The organism is Acidimicrobiales bacterium, assembly GCA_034521975.1.
In the GTDB taxonomy this organism is placed as follows: domain Bacteria; phylum Actinomycetota; class Acidimicrobiia; order Acidimicrobiales; family SKKL01; genus SKKL01.
Window position 1 is genome coordinate 283,081 of record JAXHLR010000004.1, and the last position, 20,794, is coordinate 303,874.

General features: G+C 69.6%; 22 protein-coding genes. 9 read left to right on the forward strand and 13 right to left on the reverse strand.

What is annotated here, in order from left to right:
- The first annotated feature begins 12 nt into the window (after nucleotides 1-12).
- From pta to U5K29_05705, 4 genes are all read left to right on the forward strand, one after another.
- Nucleotides 13-2,100 (forward strand): phosphate acetyltransferase, encoded by a 2,088-nt coding sequence (gene pta, locus U5K29_05690; GenBank protein MDZ7678022.1) that lies wholly within the window; start codon nucleotides 13-15, stop codon nucleotides 2,098-2,100.
- Nucleotides 2,097-3,284 carry an acetate kinase gene (locus tag U5K29_05695; protein MDZ7678023.1) on the forward strand — a complete coding sequence of 396 codons (1,188 nt, stop codon included), beginning with the start codon at nucleotides 2,097-2,099 and terminating at the stop codon, nucleotides 3,282-3,284. Before pta ends, U5K29_05695 begins: the two co-directional genes overlap by 4 nt.
- 62 nt (nucleotides 3,285-3,346) lie before the next feature.
- On the forward strand, nucleotides 3,347-3,490 hold the full coding sequence (locus U5K29_05700; protein MDZ7678024.1) for a hypothetical protein: 144 nt from the start codon (nucleotides 3,347-3,349) through the stop codon (nucleotides 3,488-3,490).
- Nucleotides 3,491-3,524: 34 nt separating this feature from the next.
- Nucleotides 3,525-4,625 carry a CapA family protein gene (locus U5K29_05705; protein MDZ7678025.1) on the forward strand — a complete coding sequence of 367 codons (1,101 nt, stop codon included), beginning with the start codon at nucleotides 3,525-3,527 and terminating at the stop codon, nucleotides 4,623-4,625.
- Nucleotides 4,626-4,631: 6 nt separating this feature from the next.
- On the opposite strand, the gene U5K29_05710 is transcribed toward U5K29_05705, so the two are convergent.
- The 6 genes from U5K29_05710 to U5K29_05735 are packed head-to-tail and all read right to left on the reverse strand — an operon-like array spanning nucleotide 4,632 to nucleotide 10,122.
- A complete protein-coding gene (locus U5K29_05710) occupies nucleotides 4,632-5,264 on the reverse strand; it encodes an HPP family protein (protein ID MDZ7678026.1) in 633 nt (210 codons plus the stop codon).
- Nucleotides 5,261-5,518, reverse strand: coding sequence for a hypothetical protein (locus tag U5K29_05715; GenBank protein ID MDZ7678027.1), 258 nt, complete (start codon nucleotides 5,516-5,518; stop codon nucleotides 5,261-5,263). Before U5K29_05715 ends, U5K29_05710 begins: the two co-directional genes overlap by 4 nt.
- Nucleotides 5,515-6,078, reverse strand: coding sequence for a Rieske 2Fe-2S domain-containing protein (locus U5K29_05720; protein MDZ7678028.1), 564 nt, complete (start codon nucleotides 6,076-6,078; stop codon nucleotides 5,515-5,517). The genes U5K29_05715 and U5K29_05720 overlap by 4 nt, the downstream gene beginning before the upstream one ends.
- Nucleotides 6,075-6,770, reverse strand: coding sequence for a 4Fe-4S dicluster domain-containing protein (locus U5K29_05725; protein ID MDZ7678029.1), 696 nt, complete (start codon nucleotides 6,768-6,770; stop codon nucleotides 6,075-6,077). The genes U5K29_05720 and U5K29_05725 overlap by 4 nt, the downstream gene beginning before the upstream one ends.
- Nucleotides 6,767-9,082, reverse strand: coding sequence for a molybdopterin oxidoreductase family protein (locus U5K29_05730; protein ID MDZ7678030.1), 2,316 nt, complete (start codon nucleotides 9,080-9,082; stop codon nucleotides 6,767-6,769). Before U5K29_05730 ends, U5K29_05725 begins: the two co-directional genes overlap by 4 nt.
- The gene (locus U5K29_05735) at nucleotides 9,082-10,122 is read right to left on the reverse strand and encodes a hypothetical protein (protein MDZ7678031.1); all 1,041 of its coding nucleotides are present in this window, start codon (nucleotides 10,120-10,122) and stop codon (nucleotides 9,082-9,084) included. The genes U5K29_05730 and U5K29_05735 overlap by 1 nt, the downstream gene beginning before the upstream one ends.
- Before the next feature lie 102 nt (nucleotides 10,123-10,224).
- Between U5K29_05735 and U5K29_05740 the strand changes: the two genes are divergently transcribed.
- Nucleotides 10,225-10,578 carry a DUF1801 domain-containing protein gene (locus tag U5K29_05740; protein ID MDZ7678032.1) on the forward strand — a complete coding sequence of 118 codons (354 nt, stop codon included), beginning with the start codon at nucleotides 10,225-10,227 and terminating at the stop codon, nucleotides 10,576-10,578.
- Nucleotides 10,579-10,610: 32 nt separating this feature from the next.
- Here the strand turns inward: U5K29_05740 and U5K29_05745 are convergent, their stop codons facing one another.
- On the reverse strand, nucleotides 10,611-10,790 hold the full coding sequence (locus U5K29_05745) for a hypothetical protein (GenBank protein MDZ7678033.1): 180 nt from the start codon (nucleotides 10,788-10,790) through the stop codon (nucleotides 10,611-10,613).
- Nucleotides 10,791-10,970: 180 nt separating this feature from the next.
- Here U5K29_05745 and U5K29_05750 point away from each other — a divergent pair, with 180 nt between their 5' ends.
- Nucleotides 10,971-11,171 carry a cold-shock protein gene (locus U5K29_05750; GenBank protein MDZ7678034.1) on the forward strand — a complete coding sequence of 67 codons (201 nt, stop codon included), beginning with the start codon at nucleotides 10,971-10,973 and terminating at the stop codon, nucleotides 11,169-11,171.
- Between the two features lie 170 nt (nucleotides 11,172-11,341).
- Complete coding sequence (locus U5K29_05755) at nucleotides 11,342-11,803, forward strand: hypothetical protein (protein MDZ7678035.1); 462 nt, start codon at nucleotides 11,342-11,344, stop codon at nucleotides 11,801-11,803.
- 39 nt (nucleotides 11,804-11,842) lie between these two features.
- Here U5K29_05755 and U5K29_05760 read toward each other — a convergent pair whose 3' ends face one another.
- Nucleotides 11,843-12,235 carry a nuclear transport factor 2 family protein gene (locus U5K29_05760; GenBank protein ID MDZ7678036.1) on the reverse strand — a complete coding sequence of 131 codons (393 nt, stop codon included), beginning with the start codon at nucleotides 12,233-12,235 and terminating at the stop codon, nucleotides 11,843-11,845.
- 126 nt (nucleotides 12,236-12,361) lie between these two features.
- Nucleotides 12,362-14,455: an FAD-binding oxidoreductase gene (locus U5K29_05765; protein ID MDZ7678037.1), complete on the reverse strand. Its 2,094-nt coding sequence runs from the start codon at nucleotides 14,453-14,455 to the stop codon at nucleotides 12,362-12,364.
- 139 nt (nucleotides 14,456-14,594) lie between these two features.
- On the opposite strand from U5K29_05765, the gene U5K29_05770 reads away from it, so the two are divergent.
- Nucleotides 14,595-17,414, forward strand: coding sequence for a BTAD domain-containing putative transcriptional regulator (locus tag U5K29_05770; protein ID MDZ7678038.1), 2,820 nt, complete (start codon nucleotides 14,595-14,597; stop codon nucleotides 17,412-17,414).
- A gap of 57 nt (nucleotides 17,415-17,471) precedes the next feature.
- Here the strand turns inward: U5K29_05770 and U5K29_05775 are convergent, their stop codons facing one another.
- From U5K29_05775 to U5K29_05790, 4 genes are all read right to left on the reverse strand, one after another.
- Nucleotides 17,472-18,308, reverse strand: a complete 837-nt coding sequence (locus U5K29_05775; protein ID MDZ7678039.1) for an alpha/beta hydrolase — start codon at nucleotides 18,306-18,308, stop codon at nucleotides 17,472-17,474.
- A gap of 87 nt (nucleotides 18,309-18,395) precedes the next feature.
- Entirely contained in the window at nucleotides 18,396-18,791 is a 396-nt protein-coding gene (locus U5K29_05780) for a PIN domain nuclease (GenBank protein MDZ7678040.1), read from the reverse strand.
- Nucleotides 18,788-18,991, reverse strand: coding sequence for a type II toxin-antitoxin system VapB family antitoxin (locus U5K29_05785; protein MDZ7678041.1), 204 nt, complete (start codon nucleotides 18,989-18,991; stop codon nucleotides 18,788-18,790). The genes U5K29_05780 and U5K29_05785 overlap by 4 nt, the downstream gene beginning before the upstream one ends.
- 40 nt (nucleotides 18,992-19,031) lie before the next feature.
- Nucleotides 19,032-20,216, reverse strand: a complete 1,185-nt coding sequence (locus tag U5K29_05790; protein MDZ7678042.1) for a hypothetical protein — start codon at nucleotides 20,214-20,216, stop codon at nucleotides 19,032-19,034.
- Between the two features lie 153 nt (nucleotides 20,217-20,369).
- On the opposite strand from U5K29_05790, the gene U5K29_05795 reads away from it, so the two are divergent.
- Nucleotides 20,370-20,792, forward strand: a complete 423-nt coding sequence (locus U5K29_05795) for a Fur family transcriptional regulator (protein ID MDZ7678043.1) — start codon at nucleotides 20,370-20,372, stop codon at nucleotides 20,790-20,792.
- Nucleotides 20,793-20,794 lie beyond the last annotated feature (2 nt).

The following is a 20,794-nucleotide window of genomic DNA, read 5'->3' on the forward strand; positions in this document are numbered from 1 at the left end:
CAGACTGCACCCATGGCCAAGAGCATCTACGTGGCGTCGCTCGAGGAGCACTCGGGGAAGTCGCTCGTCGCGCTGGGCCTGGTGGATGCGCTCACCCGTCGGGTCGAGTCCACCGGGATCTTCCGTCCGGTCACCCGCTCGCGCGCCGGCGACGACCACGTCGTCGAGCTGCTCCTGAGCCGCGATGGCGTCGACCAGGACTACGACGAGTGCGTCGCCGTCACCTACGACGACGTCCATGCCGATCCCGACGCCGCGCTGGCCACGATCGTCGAGCGGTACCGCGCCATCGACCGTGACCACGAAGCGGTCGTCATCGTCGGGTCCGACTACACCGACATCGCCTCCCCCACCGAGCTGTCGTTCAACGCCCGCGTCGCGGCCAACCTCGGCGCGCCCGTGCTGCTCGTGGCCAGCGGGTTCGAACGAACGCCCGACGACGTGGCCCAGGTGGTCGACCTCGCCGTCGCCGAGATCAGCGGGGGCCACGCCACCACCATCGGGGTGCTCGCCAACCGCTGTGACCCCGAACAGCTCGATGCCATGTGCGACCACCTCGCCGCGCCGGACCGTCCCGCGTGGGCCCTTCCCGAGATCCCGCTGCTGTCCGCGCCCACCGTGGCCGAGGTGATGACCGCCCTCGACGGCGAGCTGCTCCTCGGCGACGAGGCACTCCTCGGTCGCGAAGCCGAGCACATGCTCGTGTCCGGCATGAACATCGAGCATGTGCTCGAACGGCTGAGGGACGGTCAGCTCTGCATCGCCGCCAGCGACCGCCCCGAGGCGCTCATCACCCTCGCCACCGCCCATGCGGCCCACAGCTTCCCTTCACTCGCGGCGATCGTGCTCAACGGCGGCTACCAGCCGTCGGCGTCGGTGATCGAGCTGGTCCGGGGATTGGGCCGGAGCCTGCCGGTGGTCCTCACGCCCCACAACACCTATGACACGGCGCGCATCGTGGCCTCCACCCGCGGTGTGCTCGGGCGTGGCACCCAACGCAAGATCGACACCGCGCTCGAGGTGTTCGAGCGCCACATCGACCCCGACGACCTGCTCGCCCGCCTCGACGTTCCCCGCACCGAGGTCATCACCCCGCTCATGTTCGAGTCGATGCTGGTCGAGCGGGCGCGGTCGGGCACCCAACGGATCGTGCTGACCGAAGGGAGCGACGAGCGCATCCTGCGGGCGGCGTCCACACTGCTGTCCCGACAGGCCGCCGAGCTGATCCTGCTCGGGGTCGAGTCGGACCTGGTGGCCCGGGCGGCCGAGCTCGGACTCGACATCGCCGGCGCCCGCATCATCGACCCCGCGGCGTCGGATCTGGTCGAACCCTTCGCCGCCGAGTACGCCCGGCTCCGCGCCCACCGGGGAGTCACCCCCGACCGCGCCAGGGAGATCGTCCGCGACGTGTCCTACTTCGGGACCCTGATGGTCCACCTCGGCGAGGCCGACGGCATGGTCTCGGGCGCGGCCCACACCACCGCGCACACCATCACCCCCGCGTTCGAGATCATCAAGACGACCCAGGGCACCTCGGTCGTGTCGTCGGTCTTCTTCATGTGCCTCGACGATCGGGTGCTGGTGTACGGCGACTGCGCCGTGATCCGCGACCCGACGGCGGAACAGCTCGCCGACATCGCCATCTCGTCTGCGAGCACGGCATCGCAGTTCGGCATCGAACCCAGGGTGGCGATGCTGTCGTACTCCACCGGTGAGTCCAGCTCGGGTGCCGACGTCGAGAAGGTCCGCATCGCCACCGAGCTCGTCGGGTCGCGTCGCCCCGACCTCTCGGTCGTCGGTCCGATCCAATACGACGCCGCGGTCGACGCGTCGGTCGCGCAGGCCAAGCTCCCCGACTCCTCGGTCGCCGGCCGGGCGACGGTGTTCATCTTCCCCGACCTCAACACCGGCAACAACACCTACAAGGCCGTGCAACGCAGCGCCGGAGCGGTCGCCGTGGGCCCGGTGCTGCAGGGGCTGAACAAGCCGGTGAACGACCTGTCGCGGGGCGCCACGGTGCGCGACATCGTCAACACCGTCGCCATCACCGCGGTCCAGGCCCAGGCCGCCGGCGCCGACCGTGCCCCGGAGCGGCCGTGAGCGAGACGGTGCTGGTCATCAACTCCGGGTCATCGTCGATCAAGTACCAGCTGATCGACACCCGGGCCGACACGGCGATCGCCGGCGGTGTCGTCGAGCGCATCGGCGAGGAGGAGTCGCGGCTCGAGCACACCCACGGCGACACGACCACCGAGCGGGTCGAACCGGTCGCCGACCACCGCAACGGCATGGACCGGCTGCTGGCCGCCTTCGACCAGGTCGGGCCCCGGCTCCACGATGCCGGGGTGGTGGCGGTCGGCCATCGGGTGGTCATGGGTGGTCGCGCCTTCGACGGTCCCACCCTCATCGACGACGAGGTCATCGCCACCATCGACCGGCTCTCACCCCTCGCGCCGCTGCACAATCCCCCGAACCTCACCGCCATCAGGGTGGGGACCGAGCTGCTGCCCGATGTCCCCCACGTGGCGGTGTTCGACACCGCGTTCTTCCACCACCTGCCCGCGGCGGCCGCCACCTACGCCATCGACCGCGAGATCGCCGATGCTCACGACATACGCCGGTTCGGCTTCCACGGCACCTCCCACCAGTACGTGTCGGCCCGGACCGCCGAGCTCCTGGGGCGCGACCGGTCGGGGCTGCGCCAGATCGTCCTGCACCTCGGCAACGGGGCGTCGGCCTCGGCGGTCGTCGGCGGAGCGGCGGTCGAGACCTCCATGGGGATGACCCCGCTCGAGGGACTGGTCATGGGTACCCGCAGCGGCGACATCGACCCCGCGGTGGTGCTGCACCTGGCCCGCAACGCCGCCATGGACATCGACGAGCTCGACGAGCTGCTCAACCAGCGCTCGGGCATGCTCGGCCTCACCGGCCGCAACGACATGCGCGAGGTCCACGAGCTCATCGCCGACGGCGATCCCGCCGCTCGACTCGGCCTCGACGTCTATGTCCACCGCCTCAAGAAGTACATCGGCGCCTACGCCGCGATCATGGGTGGACTGGACACGCTCACCTTCACCGCCGGCGTCGGCGAGCACGACGCCGTCGTCCGGGCCGAGGCGACCGGCGGGCTCGGACACCTCGGCATCGAGGTCGACCCGGGTCGCAACGAGCGCGTGTCCGACCAGGCCCGGCTGATCTCCCCGGACGACTCGGCCGTGGCGGTGATGGTCGTCCCAACCGACGAGGAGCTGGCCATCGCCCGCCAGGCGGTGTCGATCCTCTGAGCCGACCCGTTTCCCCCCGACCACGTGCGGGTAGCTGCAGTGGCAGTCCCGACGATGGGGAGGTGTCCGCCATGGCGGTCTGCGAGCACTGCGCGTGCAAGGTGATCGGTCACGGCATCGAGGTCGACGACCGGTTCTTCTGTTGCGCGAACTGCGCCCGAGCGGCGACCGGCACCGACAAGGTGAGCGACCGCGTCGCGTCCTGACGCGCTCGCAAGACTTCGCCGTCGAGGCGTCTGAGTGGTGAAGCTCTGCCTCACCGGTGACGTCATGTGCGGTCGGGGTGTCGACCAGATCCTCGCCCATCCCGGTGACCCCAGGATCGACGAGCAGTGGTTGCGGTCGGCGGTCGGCTACGTGGAACTGGCCGAGGAACGGTCGGGTCCCATCCCGCGCGGGGTGCCGCCCCGCTATGTGTGGGGAGACCTCCTCCCCGAGATCGACGTCATCGCCCTCGATGCGTTCGTGGTCAACCTCGAGACCGCCGTGACCGACAGGGGTGCGCCATGGCCGGGGAAGGGCATCCAGTACCGGATGCACCCGGCCAACGTGGATGTCTTGTCGGCCGCGGGGATCGACGTGGCGGTGCTGGCCAACAACCACGTGCTCGACTGGTCGGTCCCCGGCCTGGAACAGACCCTCGACACCCTCCGAGCGGCCGGTCTCGCGACCGCGGGAGCAGGACGCACCGACGACGAGGCATGGATGCCCGCTGTCGTCGACCGGCCATCGGGTTCGCGGACTCTTGTCGTCGCGGCAGGAACGACCTCGAGCGGGATCCCCCCGGACTGGGATGCCGGACACGGGCGTCCCGGGGTCGCGATGCTGGCCGACCTCTCCGAGACCCAGGTCGAGCGCATCGCCGGTCTGGTCCGGGAGTCGGCGCGTCCCGGCGACGTTGTCGTGGCGTCGCTGCACTGGGGCGGGAACTGGGGTCACCGGATCCCGCCCGAGCACCGGCGCTTCGCCCACGCACTGATCGAGCGTGCCGGGGTCCATGTGGTGCACGGGCACTCGTCGCACCACCCGCTCGGCATCGAGGTCCACCGGGGTCGGCTCATCCTGTACGGCTGTGGTGACCTGCTCACCGACTACGAGGGGATCGGCGGTCACGGGGAGTACCGGGGAGACCTCGGAGCCCTCTATGTCGCCGGCATCGACCCCACGTCAGGTCTGGTGCAGGACCTCACGCTCGTTCCCAGCAAGGTCGAGCGGTTCCGACTCACCCGGCCCTCGGTCGACGACATCGAGTGGTTGGCCACAACCCTGACCCGGGAGGGCTCAGCGCTCGGCACGGCTGTCGGCGTGGGAGACGACGGGCTCCTCCACCTGCGGTGGTGAGCTCGGTCAGGGGGAAGCGGGAGGGGCCGCGCGCCACAACGGATAGGGGATCCCGGCGAGACGGTTGATGACCAACCCCTGCCCGACGAGCAGCACCACCGCCACCATCAGCACCACCAGTTGCTCGGGTTCGCGGAGGATGCCGAGCGACACGATGAGGGTGGTCGCACCCGCCGGCGGGTGGGGCACCTTGGCCCACGCCATCGCTCCACTGGTGAGCCCCAGCGAGAGTGCGGCGGCGCCCACCCGACCACCGGTGACCTCCGAGGCCAGAGCCGGCGCGGCGTCGGTCAGCCCGAACACCACGAGCGCAAGGTAGCCCGCGGCAGCCCCGATGGCATGACCGAGGACGGTGTTACGCGGTGAGGATGCCGGCGCCATCGGGGTGTAGAAGAGCAGGAACGCGGTGGGTCCGAGCGAGGGGAAGATGAACGGATCGCCGGTGATCAGCGCGACCGCGGCCATGATCCCGATGGCGATGAGTCCGTTCACGAACGCGAACAGACCCAGCACCGCGGTCGACGAGTGCCGCTGGGTGAGCGCGTCGAGGCGGAACCGAGCGGTCAACCCGAACACGATCGCGGCCATGTCGCCGCCGATCGGCCCGGGGCGTCGCGGGCCCTCCGTCGGTTCGGTCACCGCAGGTATCGGTAGAACGAGGCGCTGCCGGCGGCGAGCAGCACCGAGAAGCCGGCGGTGATCCAGGCGAGCGAGTCCTCGTCGGCGTGGAAGGCGTCGAGCCCCACGGTGAGGAGGAACAGCTGGAGGCTGATCAGCACCACGACGAAGAGGCCGATGGCCACCGGCGCCTCGCGCTGGGATCGCACTCTCCGGGGTCCGGTGCGGTGAGGCGGCGGGGTGTGCGGGGGCACCCGCCGGTGGTCGGTGCTCATGCCTGACCTCCGCCGGGGTCGGCCGCCGCCTGCTCACCGAGGTTCTCGACCGCCCAGACAACACCGTCTCGCACCTCGACCTCGATGCGGCCGAGGGGTCGCTGGGGCGGGCCGGCGGTGACCTCCCCGGTGTTGACGTCGAAGAAGCCCTCGTGACAGGGGCACTCGAGTTCGGGGTGGCCGGATGTGTAGAACACCACGCAGCCCAGGTGAGTGCACTTCTGGCTGTAGGCCCGCAGCTCACCGCCTGGCAGGTGCAACAAGATGGCCGGATCGGCGTTGGTGGGGTACTTGAACAGATGGGCCGAGTCCTCGGGGAACTGGTCGAGGGCGATGATGGGTCGGGGTTGGCCGGGGTTCACCGACCGGAGCGACGACCAGATGGCCACGCCGACGTTGCCGGCCGCGAACCCGCCGGAGGCCAGCACCAGGTAGCGCACGAACTCGCGGCGGGTGACCTCGTCCTCGCCGGCCGAGGTGAGGGGGAAGTCCTGCCGCCAGACCGGGTCGGCGTCGCCCTCCCCGACTCCTCCGCCGCTGCGGTGTGTGGATCCGCTCACCTCCGTGCTCCCATCTCGGTGCTGTCGGCCACCTCGTCGAGGCCGAACGGGTCCTCCTGCCAAGGCTGTCCACCAATCGAGGCCATCACGTCGATGGGGCCTTCGTGGTGGGCGACGGTGCGCACCTTGGTGTTGACCCTTTGGTTTCCGAACTGCCACTCGTTGACCAGCTCACCCGAGCGGGTCTCGTCGAACTCGTGCGGAGAGCCGAACCAGAGGGCTTGGCTGGGACAGACCGAGGCGCACATGGGCTTGAGGCCGACCGAGGTGCGGTCGTAGCACATGTCGCACTTCATCATCTGGTCGATGGCGGTCATGTACTTGGGCACCCCGAAGGGACAGCCGTAGACACAGTTCGAACAGCCGATGCAACGAGGCTTGAGCGAGGACTGCACGACGCCGTCCTCGTTCTGCTTGATGGCATCAGCGGGGCACACCTCGGCGCAGGTGGGGTCCTCGCAGTGCATGCACACCATCGGCGCGGTCTGGGTCGAGGTGGCCCGGTCGATCTGGTCGAGGTGGATGAGCGAGGTGCCGCGATGGGTCCCGCACTCGGCACACGCCTGCACGCAGGCCTCGCAGCCGATGCAGCGGCTCGCGTCGATCACGAAGATGCTGTCGTCGAAGGAGCCGGCGACGGGACGGGTCGCCGGCGATCGCGTGGCGCCGAGGGCGACGCGGGTGGTGGTCATTGGCGCTCCTCCCTGGCTGCCTTCTCCGCGGCTCTCACCGCGATCGGGTCCACGCCCTGCTCGTCCATCGCCGCCGATGCATCGCTCGCTCCGACGACCTCCATGTCGCGGTGGTCGGTCAGCGTGACGTCCCGCTGCTGGACGCGCTCCAGCCGCACGGCGGACACCTTGTACTCGGGGATCTTCGAGACCGGGTCGAGGGCCCGATTGGTGAGCTGGTTGGCGGCCTGGCGGCCCGGCCAGTGGTAGGGGATGAACACCGTGTCGGGCCGGATCGTGGAGACCACCTTGGCCGGAACCACCATGGACCCCCGCCGGGAGGTCACCCGCACCAGGTCGCCCTCGGTGATGCCGTGCTGGGCCGCCAGGTTGGGGTGCATCTCGCACAGCGGTTCGGGATACTGGGCGACCAGCGGGCCGATTCGTCGGGTCTGGGTCCCCGACAGGTACTGGCTGATGACCCGGCCGGTGGTGAGCCACACCGGGTACTCGTCGTCGACCACCTCGGCGGGTGGCCGGTGCTCGACGGGGTGGAACCGGCCGCGCCCGGTGTCGGTGTAGAACCTGCCGCCCTCGTACAGGCGGGGGGTGCCAGGGTGGCCTTCTTCGGGGCAGGGCCAGAAGACCCCCATCTCCTCCTCGACGCGGTCCCAGGTGATGCCCGAGTAGTCGGCGGTGCCGCCCTTGGACGCCACCCGCAGCTCCTCGAAGATCTCCTCGGCGCTGTTGTAGGGGAAGTAGTGGCCCTTGCCGAGGCGCTCGGCGATGTCGAGGAGGATGTGCCAGTCGAGCCGGGCGTTTCCAGGCGGCGTCTTCGAGGGGTTGAGCTTGATGACGCGGCCTTCGACGCTGGTCGAGGTCCCCTCGTCCTCCTCGTGCAACGAGCCGGGGAAGACGACATCGGCATGGAACGCGGTCTCGGAGAGGAAGAAGTCGATGACCCCGTAGTACTCGAGCTTGTCGAGCGCCTCGCGGGTGTAGGCGGTGTCGGGCAGCGACACGACCGGGTTGAAGCAGATCGACAGCAACCCCTTGATCTCGCCTCGGTGGATCGCCTCGACGATCTCCTGGGCGGTGATGCCCTTGCCGGGTATCTCATCGACGTCACATCCCCACACCGAGGCGATGTACTCGCGGTGCTCGGGGTTGGTGATGTCTCGGTTGCCGGGCAACTGGTCGCACTTGTGGCCATGTTCGCGACCACCCTGGCCGTTGCCCTGGCCGGTGATGGTGCTGACCCCACAGCCGGGCTTGCCGTACTTGCCGGTGGCAAGACCGAGGTTGATGCACGACAGGACGTTCTCCACACCCTTGGTGTGGTGCTCGATGCCGCGAGCGTGCAACAACATGCCCGTCTCGGTGGTCCCCCAGATCTCGGCTGCCTGTTCGATGCGGGCGGCGGGCACGCCGGTGATCGACTCGCCCCAGGCCGGGGTGTAGTCGCGGACGGCCTCGGCGGCCCCTTCGAACCCCTCGGTGTGGTTCTCGATGAAGTCGTGGTCGAGCCAGTCGCGCTCGATGAGGATGTGCAGGATCGTGCCCATCAGCGCCGAATCGGTGCCGGGCCGCAAGCCGAGAAACACGTCGGCGGTTCGAGCGAGTGGGGTGACCCTGGGGTCGGCGACGATCAGCTTGGCGCCGCGGTCGCGAGCCCGCCACACGTAGCTGGTCGTGATCGGGGCACACTCGGCGACGTTGGCGCCGGCGACGAAGACCACGTCGGCGAGCGGGATGTCGCTCCAGGGGTTCGATGCCCGGTCGATGCCCAGGGCCTTCTTGTTGGCCGCGCCGGCTGAGACCATGCAAAGGCGGCCGTTGTAGTCGAGGTTGGCGGTCCCGAGCGCGAGTCGGGCGAACTTGCCGATGAGGTAGGACTTCTCGTTGTCGAGCGAGACGCCCGACAACATGGCGACCGAGTCCTTGCCGTAGGTGTCCTGGATGCGCTGGATCTCCGACACGGTGCGGTCGAGGGCATGGTCCCAGGACACGGGTCGGAACCCGTTCGGGTTGGCAGAGTCGCGCACGAGCGGCTCGGTGAGACGGTCCTCGTGCGCGTTCTGCAGGTAGCGCTTCACCCCCTTGGGGCACAGCTTTCCCTCGTTGAAGGGGAACTCGTACCACGGCTCGAAGCCGACGACCTCTTCCTCCTTGACCTTGAGGATGATGCCGCACTGCTGGCCGCAGAAGCAGCAGTGGGTCTTCACCTCGTGGTCGTGATCGACACCGGCGTTCCACCCGCCGGGCGGGGTCCGGTTGAGATGTGGACCGTACCGGGCGACGAGCTCCTCGTCGGTGAGCGGGGGTGTTGCCATCAGCCGAAGCCTCCGACGCGTTGGGATTGGGCGAGCGCGACCACTGCACGCCGACATCGTGGGCAGTGGTCCTGGTAGTGGCCCTCGGAGCTCGACGAGTAGTCGAAGCCCACCTGGGGCAGCACCGTCTTGAGGTCGGCTACCTGCATCGCGGACGCGAACGGCTCGTCGCAGCGACGGCAGCGCTGCTGGTCGCCTTCGGCACCTGCTCGCTTGTAGTAGGCGACACCCAGGTTGGCGGGCCGTTGGAAGATGTGGAAGAGCTTCCCGAACGGGATGTACATGAGCCCGAGGATCACGGTCATGGCGTGGATCGTGTTGAGGAAGATGTAGAAGCGCCCCTCCATCCAGAGACTGGACGCGGTCAGCGCCAAGCCGGTGACCGACACGGCGAACAGCCCTGCCAGGGCGAGGAAGTCGTTGGAGCGCTCGACGGCGAGGGCGCCCGGATCGCGCAGCCGGCGCGACAGGAAGATGAACACCCCGGCGAGCACGAGGAAGGCCGCGATGTTGAGGGCGTGGATGAGGAGCCACCCGACGATGCTGCGGCTGTCGAAGCTCATGGTGCCGATACCGGCGACCATCGCCTGGTAGCGACGCCCGTTGTCGCCGACCGACTGGAAGTGCAACAACCCCATGACGAGCGGGAAGGTCACGAGCGCGGCGAGGATACAGCCCCAGAACACGAGTTGGTGGGCGAGCCAGCGAGCGGTCGAACGGTTCTTGATGAAACGCTGCAGGAGCAGGTTCGACACGATGAGCCCTGGCAGGCTCCGGAGGTTGCGACCGGTGGAACCGCGGTGGCGGAACGACTCCCATCCCCGCTTGTTGAGCATGGCGGTGGGAGGCCGGCGGATCCACACGAGGTAGCGGTAGACGATGCCGAACGCGGCGAAGAGGGTGCCGAACAGGTAGCCGACGAGTGCGGCGTCGAACCAACGGAGGTTGCCGCTGCCGAGGATGGTGACGGCCAGCAGGACGAACACCGCGACCACACCCCAGGTGGCGGCCCGTCGATCGATCGTCGCCAGCTCTCCCACGGCTGCCCCTCCTCAGGTCGGCAGAACCCAGCTGACGTCAATTCTTACCATCCGAGGCCCGGGCACCGACCATCGTGGCGTGTGGGGCGCGATGATGATGGTGTGAAGAGCGACGCGACGACGGTCGAGGACTACCTCGGGACCTTGCCCGACGACCGGCGGGAGGTGATCGAGGCAGTGCGGGAGACCATGCTCGCCCACCTCCCCGAGGGCTTCGAGGAGACCATGCAGTACGGGATGGTCAGCTACGTGGTGCCGCTCGAGCGCTACAGCGAGGAGGGCGCGGAGGACTGGCTGCGGCAACGATGGACGGCAACGGGCCGCAAGCTCGACATGGGCAAGAGCTGTGTCCGCTTCAAGCGTCTCGACGAGGTGGCCCTCGACCTGGTCGGTGAGGCGATCGCCCCTACCTCGGTGGACGACCTCATCGAGCACTATGAGCGCTCGCGGACCTGAGCCCGCCGCCCGGGAGCCTCACCCGCTCGTGGTCAACGCTTCGCGGAACGGCGAGGCCCGACGCGGGACACGACGCGACGCCACGTGCGCTGAGCCAGACGCCGCACCTTCGACCGGATCCGTCGCTGGTCGGCCCGATCCTGGTTCCAGAGTCGCTTGAACGCGTTGACGGTGGTCTGGGTGAACCCCGCCTTGGAAGTGCCTCCGTACATGGCTCCAGGGTGCCAGCTACCTGACCGGATCTCCCACACCTGGCGCAATCGCGAGTCCCTACCGGCGAAGCTACCTCCCTGGGGTGGAGCGACCTCGAGCATTGGTTCGGCGCGGCTGGCGGCTACGATGGAACGAGCGTTCGGTCACATGGATCGTCGCACTAACGAGAAGAGAAGTCTTTGACTACAGGTACCGTGAAGTTTTTCAACGCAGAGAAGGGGTTCGGCTTCATCTCGCGTGAGCAGGGCGACGACGTGTTCGTCCACTACTCCAACATCCAGGGCTCCGGCTACAAGAGCCTCGACGAGGGCCAGCACGTCGAGTTCGACGTGGCCCCCGGCCGCAAGGGTGAAGAAGCCCAGAACGTTCGAGTCGTCTAACTCGCCCGACGGCGAGCGCGACCGACGAGGAGCCACCGGCACCGCCGGTGGCTCCTCTCGCGTCTCCGGCCAGGTCCGGGTTCCGAACGACGCGCACGGGTAGACCGCCGCTGATGGGGGTAGGAGGGCACCGTGCGCCGACGCGGCGCCCCGAAGGAGACGCGCTTCCAATGGACATCGTTCGCAACGACGATGGCACCCTGACGGTGCCGGTCGAGCCCGCTCGCACCCATGACGAGGAGGGCGACGCCGAGAAGGCAGAAGCGGCGCCGGAGGCTCCGACCACCCGGACCATCCATCCGGGCGAAGGTGGATACGACGAGGCACTGGCGCAGTGGGACGAGCAGCAGAACCCCGACCGCGAGCCAGTGGTCTCCACCGCCGGTGGGCGCGACGAGGCGATGTCGGTCGTCCACGCGGTGGCGAACGACCCCGATGGCGACGTTGCGGCTGCGGTCGAAGGGCTGAACGACCCGGAAGCCAGCGGCGAGGCGTTGCGCCACGTGCTCGTCGGTGGAGTCCCGTCGGTCGAGGCGTTCGCCGCCGAGGTGGCCGATGCCGAGGGCGGCGAGCCGCTCCCCGCCCACCAGGCCACCACGATCATCGGGGAGATCCTCGCCGAGCTCGACTGAGTTGTCGGCCGCCGTCGTCGATGCGGCCATCCGGTTCGCCTACTCCCCCGCGGATCTCTCTCGGTCGAGGGACTCGACCGTGTAGTGGATCGTCTGGGCGACGATCCGCCCGTCGCGGACGAGGAAGGAGTCGGCGCCGTCACGCACACGCGCCCCGTCGGCATCCGCATGCCATTCGAGGAACCCCATCTCGCCCCGTACGACGACCGTGGTGTACTCGAAGGTGGCGTTGGGCAGTTGAGCGTCGAGCAGCTCGGCCAGGACCCGTACCTCGTCGACGCCCTCGAACACCCCGAACCCGGTGAGCACGATGATGTGTTCGGCGACGTTGCGTTCGAGGTCGGTCCGCCAGTCGCCCTCGGCAGCGAGCCGCAGGTGGTCGTGGAGCACCTCGGTCGGTGAGCGACCTGACAACTGATCGTCCTGGCCCATTGGACCTCCTTCGCATGGCAGGCCTGACTTCCCGTGGGCAGCCTGAACTCTGCCACTTCTCGACATCGATCGTGGATCCAGGCCGGTTCGTGCGCGACGCGGGCCGAGCCGGTCCTCGCTCCGGGGTCAGCGCGAGGCGGGCGGGACGTTCTGGTGGAGACAGAAGCGGTTGTCGGGGTCGAGTCGGGCCTTGACGCGGGCCAGGCGCTCGTAGTTCGACTCGCCGTGGGCCGAGCGCAGCGCGGACTCGCCATCTTCGAGGAACCCAGGGAAGTTCAGGTACTCGCGTCCGGTCGACAGCGAGCGGAACGCCTCGAAGCAGCGACGGGTCCACTCCACGTTCGCCTCATCGTGTTCGGGCTCCTCCCAGTTGGACTCGATGCCGAGGAGGTAGGGGGCGCTGCGGTCGCCGTAGGCGGTCGCGTCCGGCGCCACCTTCGCCATCGCCCCACCCAGGTGCCACACGTCGACGGTGGTGAGCGGCGACGGTCGGGTCCCGGCCCACTCCGCCAGCCGATCGACGATCTCCGCGCCCATTCCCGGCAGGTGCAGCGACTTCCAGTAGTAGCGGAGCCCGTTGGGGTAGTCCTCGTCGAAGAGGGTCTGCAGCTCGGTGTAGGGCATGGGCCCGCTCAGATCGGCGATCGGGTCGGCCAGGTCGCGGATCGGCGCCGTCAGCTCCTGGCCGGCGACGAGGTCGGTCGCGGCGCAGGCGACGACCATCACCCCCGACTCGCCCCGCCAGGCCTCGGGCACCTCGTCGACCTCGGGGATCGCTCCGCACAGCGCAAGCGCCGTCACCTCCTCGGCCAGGTCGGTGGTCCAGGCACCGAAGGCCTCGAGGACCTCGGTGGTGCGCTCGCCCCGATGGACGACGAAGGCGACGAACACCTCGGGACCGACCGGGTGGAGCCGGTAGGTGAGCTCGGTGGCCACTCCGAGGTTCCCGCCACCGCCTCGCAGTGACCACATGAGCTCGGGGTCCGAACCGTCATCCACGTCGAGGACCTCCCCGGTGGCGGTCACCAGGCGCGCCCCCACGAGGTTGTCGCAGCTCATGCCGTGCTTTCGACGCAACCAGCCGATCCCGCCGGTGAGGGTCAGCCCGCCGATCCCGGTCGCTGACACCAACCCGCCCGGCGCGGCCAGCCCGTGAGGCTGGGTGGCTCCGTCGAGGTCGGCCCAGGTGGCGCCGCCGCCAGCCCTGGCGGTCCGCGCCTCGGGGTCGACCACCACCTCGTTCATCGCCGAGAGGTCGATCACCAGGCCGTCATCGACCCCCGCTGTCCCGGCCACGTTGTGGCCACCGCCGCGGACGGCGAACACCAGGTCGTGGTCGACGGCAAAGCGCACGGTCGCCGACACGTCGTCGGTGTCGGCGCAGCGCACGATCATCGCCGGGCGCCGGTCGAGCATCCCGTTCCACAGGGCCCGGGCGTCGTCATAGCCGGCGTCGCCCGCACGGATCACCTCGCCGCGCAGCGCAGCCGCGAGGTCCTCAGCGGCGTCGTCGAGCGCCGTCACCTCTCCACTGGTCGTCAACAGATCGGTCATCGTGGTCCTCCAACTCGTGGGATGGGGGGGGGTGAGCAACATGACGCTCACTCCCCCGCCGGCGACCAGCAACCCGGCCACCACACCGCGCCCGTCGACCCGGCCGAGGAGCAGACAGAACCGCTCGTCGTCGAGGACTCCGGGCCCCAGCGGAGCGTGTGCGGGGTCGACACCGCTCAGGGGGAAGGCCTCGGACACGACGGTGTTCCACTCCTCGAGCTCGGTGGGGTCGGTCACCTCCACCACCTCCAGCTCGTCGGGCGCCGCGACCTCCAACGGACCGGTCGGCTGCCGAAACAGCAGCGGCGGATGACCCGCCAGCTCCCAGCCCCGCCGGTACAGGTCAGGTATCGGCCACGGCGACCACAACAAGGCCTCGCCACCACCTTCGGCGCGGTAGAACGCCTCGATCTCGGCGATGGCGGCTTCGAGCTCCTCGCCGAGGCGCGGCACGGTGAGCACAGCGCAGTTCATGATCCCGGCCGGTCGCCCGGTGTCGACCGCGACGAAGCCACTCCCCCGGCGGATCCGACCTCCAGAGGCGGATGCCACCGCCTCCCATGCTGCGACGGTCGCATCCACACCGAGGCGCACGATCGTGTCGCCAGGTGGGGTGGTCGCATCCCAGCCGGTCTCGAGATGGGTGGTCGGAGCGGTCGCTGGCATCGTCGGGCTCCTCTCGGGAGTCGCTGTGCCCGTTCACCATCACCCGCTGGGGTTGCCGCTCGGTGACATCCCGGTTGCACGCCGGTCACCGCGCTCTGGACCGCACCCGGTCGTGATCGGTGCCGTACCCTCGTGTGGCGTGATCGAAGTGTCGGTCCTGGGGCGGGTGGAGGCTCACGTCGACGGCCGGCGCATCGAGATCACCAGCCGCACCCAGCGCATCCTGCTCGCGGCGCTGGCCCATGCACGGGGTGCCACGGTGCCGACCGACCGCCTCATCTGGTTCGTGTGGGGCGACGATCCGCCCGACCGTGCCCGCCCGTCGCTCAAGAGCCATCTGTCGCGGTTGCGGCGCACCTTGCGCGACGACGTCGTGGTCTCCCGGCCCCCTGGCTATGTCCTGACCATCGACCCCGAACACCTCGACCTGCACCGCTTCGAGCAGGGGATGTACGCCGACTCCCTCCCCGAGCTCGATGAGGCACTGGCCTTGTGGCGGGGGGAGCCCTTCGGGGAGCTTGGCGACCACGAGCACCTGGCCGGGGAGGTGGCGCGCCTCACCGAGCTGCACCTGGCCGCACGCGTTCGCCGGGCCGAGCTCCTTGCCGACGCCGGGCGCCACGCCGAGGCCATCAGCGAGCTGCGATCTCTGGCTGCCGAGCGTCCCCTGCTCGAACGGGCCCGTGTCGCGCTCGTCGCCACCCTGCACCGGGCCGGTCGGCAAGCCGACGCCATCGCCGAGGCCGACCGCTATCGGGCCCAGGTCGCCGATGTCGGTCTCGAGCCGTCGTCAGCGTTCGTGGCCACCGAGCGTGCCGTGTTCGCCGAGCCCTCACCGCCCCCACCGACGCCCGCGGTCCGTTCGACCCCGCCAGCCCGCGTCGGCAGCCTTGTCGGCCGCGACGACGAGATCGACCACATCTGCGGGCTGCTGGCCGAGCGGAGGTTGGTGACGATGGTCGGACCCGGCGGGGTGGGCAAGACCGCGCTCGCCATCGAGGTCACCCGCCGGATGGTCGATCTCGTCCCCGACGGTGTGTGGATCGCCGAGCTCACCGAGGTGGAGGACGATGCCGGCGTGCTCCCCACGGTGGTGCGAGCGGTCGGGGCGCCCACCACGAATCCGATGGAGGTCTCGCTCGCGGGCTACCTGAGCGGCCGCGACGGGCTCGTCGTGCTCGACAACACCGAACACGTCACCTCCACGGCGGGCGCGATCGCCGACCGCATCCTGGCCGCAGCCGGAGGGATCCGGATCCTCACCACCAGCCGCCGGCCGCTCGGACTCGCGGGAGAGGTGGTCGTGGCGGTCGATCCGCTCACCATCGACGCTGCGCTCCGGCTGCTGGAGGAGCGGTGCCGGGACGCGGGGGCCACCATCGAACCGCACCAGATCGACCTCGCGACCCGCATCTGCGAGCGCCTCGACCGGCTCCCCCTCGCCATCGAGATGGCTGCCGCCCGCCTGCGCGCCCTGTCGCTCGAGGACCTCGACCGTCACCTCGACCAGCGCCTCCGCCTGTTGCGTTCTGGCCGCGACGGTCGCCACGAGACGCTCGAGGACGTGGTTGCCTGGTCCTCTGACCTGCTCGATCCCGACCAGCGGGGGCTGTTCGAGCATCTCGCGGTGTTTGCCGGACCGTTCGATCTCGACGCGGCCATGGCGGTGCACGGATCGGAGCACACCGCCGGGCTCTTGGCCGACCTCGTCGACCGATCGCTGGTCCAGACCCGCAACGACATGGGATCGGTCCGCTATCAGATGCTCGAGACGGTCCGGTCCTTCGCCAGCGAGCGCCTGGAGGAGTCACCCACCCGCGACGCGACGCTGGACCGCTTCATCAGACACCACGTGGCCTTGGCCGAGCAGGTCGCCGAAGGGCTCCGCGGCCCCGATGAGCGTCGCTGGACCGACCTCTTCGACCTGAGCACCCCCAACTTCGAGGTGGCCCACGCCCGGGCGCTCGAACGAGGCGACATCGACGCCGCGGTCCGAATCGCCGCCGCGACGTACGTGCTCGTCTACCAGCGTCTGCGGGGCGACATCGGCGCGTGGGCCGAGGCCACGCTCGAGCCGGCACGGCGTACCGATCACCCCGCCACCGCCACGGTGCTGGCCATCTGCGCCCTCGACCGGATCAACCGCGGCCTCCACGAGGAGGCGGCCGCCCTGCTCACCGACCTGCCCGACGACCCCGTCGCTGCTCATGCTCACGAGACCCTCGGCGACCTCTACACCTATCAGGGGGAGCTCGCGGCCGCCGTCGAGCACTTCGCCCTCGCCGCCGAGCTGGCCCTCGCCGGCGGGGACCAGACCACCGCCGCCCACGCCCGCATGAGCCAGGCAGTCGCGCTCGGCTACGCCGGCCATCGGGACGAGGCGCTGAGCAAGCTGCGGTGGGCGCGGTCGACCGGCGAACGGGTAGGTGCCGGCTTCGTGTCGGCCTGGTGTGACTACGCCGAGGCCGAGCTGCTCGTCGACATGGACCCGGCGCGCTCGCTCGAACTGGTGGACCAGGCCGTGGCCGCCGCCGACCGCGAGGGCTGGCGCATGCTCGCCGGCGTGGGCCGTCTCACCGCCAGCTCGCTGCGGGCACGCTCCGCAGAGCCGTCCGATGCCATCGCCGGGTTCGACCGACTCATCCGGCACTGGGACCGACTCGGCGACACCAACCACCAGTGGACGACCCTGCGCAACCTGGTCGAGCTGCTCGTGCGACTCGACGATCCAGAGCGTGCCGCCCAGGTCCTCGGGGCGGTCACCAACAGCCCTCGACCCACGTTCGGGCTCGAGGAGGAACGCATGCGCGGCGCTGAGGCGACGATCCGCGCCACGCTCGGCACGCGGGCTGACGAGCTCGTCGAGCAAGGTGCCATCCTCGACCTCGACGCCACGATCGGGTTGGCGCTGGAGGCCCTCGCAGAGCTCGGATCGAAGGAGAACGCTGCCCCGGAGTGATCTCGACGCGAATCGAGGAGCAGCACGAGCGGTAGGCCTCGGGCCCTGTGTTCGACATCAATCGTGGGCGGCAAGGTGTTCGAGCAACAGGGCGCCGAAGCGGTCGGATGCCAGCTCGGGGATCCAGTGGTTCACGCCTTCGAGCACCTCGAAGCGGTAGGGGCCGGTCACCAGTGCCGCCGTAGCCTCCGCCGCGTCGCGACCCAGGGCCGGGTCCTGGTCGCTCCAGACGTACAGGGTGGGCATCGGCGAGGGCGGGGTCGCGGCACTCGAGGCGCCCGACATTGCTCGGTACCAGTCGACTGCGGCCACCAGGGCCCCCGGCTCGGAGAGGTCGGTGACGTACTCGTCAACCACCTCTGCTGGGAGTCCGTCGTAGGCGGCCCGCAACAGCGCGGCATCGTCGGCGAGGAGCTGGGCCTCGGGTTCTCCCCTCGGAGCCTCCCGGAACGTGCGCATGTACCCGGACCGCTGGTGCTGGTCCCCTTCACCGCTGCGGTAGCTGGCCCGGAACGCGGCGGGATGCGGGGTCGACGCCACCGACACGGTGTGGACCCGGTCAGGGTGGTGGCCCGCAACCATCCAGGCGATGGCCCCGCCGAAGTCGTGACCAACCAGATCGAACCGGTCCCACCCCAGTGCGTCGGCCACCTCGAGCACGTCGCCGACGAGCAGCTCGGGTGCGTAGGCCGCGGGGTCGTCCGGTCGGGCGCGGGGCGAGTAGCCGCGCTGGTCGAAGGCCACGGCCCGCTGACCGGCCCCGGCGAGCGCGTCCATCACCGGGACCCACGCTCGCGAGGTCTGGGGGAACCCGTGCAACAGCAGCACGGGACGCCCGTCCTCGGGTCCCGCCGCCCGTGCCCGGAAGGTCCACTGCTCGGTCCTGATCTCCACCGGCGGTCCTCCCTTCTCGGTCGTCCCATCGTAGGGCGCCTCGCCGGCATCGCTGTTCCTGGCAACGGCGCGCAGCGGTCGTGGCGGTCACTGCGGGGGCGTGTGCAACTCGATCCCCGCGTGCCGAGCGAGCGCGCCGAAGTCGCGGTCGGCATGGAGGATCGGTGTGGCGTGCCGGGCCGCGACCGCCCCGATGAGGCAGTCGATCAGCCTGCGTACGGTGTCGCCGCGGGTGCGACACGCCCGGTACAGCGCTGCGGCCTGCTCGTAGTCGACCGGGTCCGTGGGAAGGACGGTTGCCCGTGCCAACAGCCCCCGCAGGTCGCGCAGGTGGGTCTCGTCTCGCGCCCCGGCGAGCACCTCCATGCGGATCGCGTCGCAGATGGCGATGTCGCCAGCAAGCACTCGGTCCACCTCAGTACACACCGGACTGCCGGTATCTCGGAGGAACTCGACCCAGGCCGAGGTGTCGACGAGGATCACTCGGCTCGGCTTGCTCGCATCTCGTCGAGATCGCCATCCCAGCCCGAGCCGCGAAGCTGGCGAGCCTGCTCGAGGTCGAGTGCCTCCCCCGCAACCAGCCGGAGTGCCAAGTTGACCGCATCGCGCTTCGACCGGAGGTGGTAGCGGGCCATCACCCGCTCGCACGCTTCGTCATCGATGTCGATGTTGGTACGTGCCATACACCAAGGATACACCACTGCGGCAGGGGCCTCGTCAGCCTCACCGGCTCTTGCCGGGCGGGTTCGTCCGGATCCTGGAGTAGAGGTGGATCGAGACCTCCAGCGGGTCGTCGGGATCGTCGATCCAACTCGCCACCAACGGCGCCGCCGACGGCGACACCCCCAGGTGATGGCAGGGCATGAACCATCCCGCGCCGGTCGGGACCACGGCCGCGTACGCGATCTCGCCCGGTTGGGTGCACCGGCTGACCGAACCGTTCATCGCCTCGACGCAGCGGCCGGTGTCGTGGTCGATGAGGGTGAGCGAGTGACCGGGGTCGGTCGCCTCGACACGCCACAGCCGATGACGTGTGCCGACCCACTCGGCGAGTAGCTCGCGCTCATCGGCGGGCAGCAACGCGCCGAGCGTGTCGACGAACCAGGCGATGAGGTCGGCGTCGAGCAGGGCGATGGCCTCGGTCGCAGACTCGTGGAGCACCTCGGCGACCGCCTCGTGGTCGTCGTCGAACTGCTCGACGTCGGCCAGGTCAGCCACCACCTCGAGGAACGCCCACTGCTGTGGTGGACGGCGGAGCCACCACGCGGCCTTCTCCCACAGCCAGGCGACCCGCTCGTGCAGCGGATGGTCGTCGACCATGACGCCACAGCATCGCTTGGTCTTCACCTCCGACCCGCAGCGACAGGGATCGTTGCGCCCCGAGCCCGATCGCCGGGGCGGGTAGTGGGACAGCGTGTGGAGCATCACGTCGGTTCTGGGGTCGTCGACCCGTCCGAGCAGGCGCGTCGCGGTGGCGATGTCGCCCTCGACAAAGGCCAGGAATCCTCGGTCGAACAGTGCCGGTTCGAAGCCGTCGTCACGGGCGATGCTGAGATCGAGCTGTGCTCGCCACTGGTCGAATCGGCCGCGCAGCTCGGCCGTACGCGCCAGGACGTATCGGACCCCGGCGCTGTCGCCGTCGCCGGTCAGCGCCCGGTCGGCTTGGGCATCGAGCAGGCCGACTCCACTGCTCACCCCCGCCATCTCGACCATCGACTCGACGTATCTGGTGGCGACCTCGGGATCGCCGAGGAACGTGTGAGCATCGGGCTCCGAGCCGGGGTGCACAGCATCGTGGCCGAGATCGGCCAGGCAACGAGCCTGGGGCAGGCTCAGGTCGTACTCGTAGGCGAGGTCGACGAGGAGATCGTCATAGACCTTCGACCCAGCCAGCGGGTGGGTGGACATGGCTTCCTCCGGGATTCATGGATCACCGAGGGGGAAGCTCAGGCGTCACTGTACGCCGCGCCACCGACAGTGGGAAGGCCCTCGGGCTCGGCCAACGTTCCTACCTCGTGGCCGACTCTTGACTCTGTCCAGAATCGGCGCGATGGTCAACTCGTGTCCATCGAACCCGCCGAGACGCTTCGCCAGCACGACCTGCAGGTGACCGCCCAACGGATCGCGGTCCTGCGAGCCGTGGCGTCCGACCCCCACACCACGGCCAACGCGATCGTCGAGGTCGCACGGGACCAGATCGGAACCATCTCGCGGCAGGCGGTGTACGACACGCTCTCGCTGCTGACCGAGCGCGACATCATCCGTCGGATCCAGCCTGCTGGCTCGCCGGCGCGCTACGAGGGCCGGGTGGGCGACAACCACCACCACCTCGTGTGCCGGCACTGCGACCGTCTCGTCGACGTCGACTGCGCCGTGGGCGAGACGCCATGCCTCGTCCCCGTCAGCAACGGGAACTTCGTCGTCGACGAGGCCGAGGTCATCTACTGGGGCCTCTGCCCCGACTGCCAGTCCGCCGACTCCTGACC

Bases quoted from the DNA above. Each gene is read 5' to 3' on its own strand.
- U5K29_05755 (MDZ7678035.1), top strand. From the start codon at position 11,342: ATGGACATCGTTCGCAACGACGATGGCACCCTGACGGTGCCGGTCGAG.
- U5K29_05765 (MDZ7678037.1), bottom strand. From the start codon at position 14,455: ATGCCAGCGACCGCTCCGACCACCCATCTCGAGACCGGCTGGGATGCG.
- U5K29_05715 (MDZ7678027.1), bottom strand. From the start codon at position 5,518: ATGAGCACCGACCACCGGCGGGTGCCCCCGCACACCCCGCCGCCTCAC.
- pta (MDZ7678022.1), top strand. From the start codon at position 13: ATGGCCAAGAGCATCTACGTGGCGTCGCTCGAGGAGCACTCGGGGAAG.
- U5K29_05790 (MDZ7678042.1), bottom strand. From the start codon at position 20,216: ATGTCCACCCACCCGCTGGCTGGGTCGAAGGTCTATGACGATCTCCTC.
- U5K29_05785 (MDZ7678041.1), bottom strand. From the start codon at position 18,991: ATGGCACGTACCAACATCGACATCGATGACGAAGCGTGCGAGCGGGTG.
- U5K29_05725 (MDZ7678029.1), bottom strand. From the start codon at position 6,770: ATGACCACCACCCGCGTCGCCCTCGGCGCCACGCGATCGCCGGCGACC.
- U5K29_05745 (MDZ7678033.1), bottom strand. From the start codon at position 10,790: ATGTACGGAGGCACTTCCAAGGCGGGGTTCACCCAGACCACCGTCAAC.
- U5K29_05730 (MDZ7678030.1), bottom strand. From the start codon at position 9,082: ATGGCAACACCCCCGCTCACCGACGAGGAGCTCGTCGCCCGGTACGGT.
- U5K29_05760 (MDZ7678036.1), bottom strand. From the start codon at position 12,235: ATGGGCCAGGACGATCAGTTGTCAGGTCGCTCACCGACCGAGGTGCTC.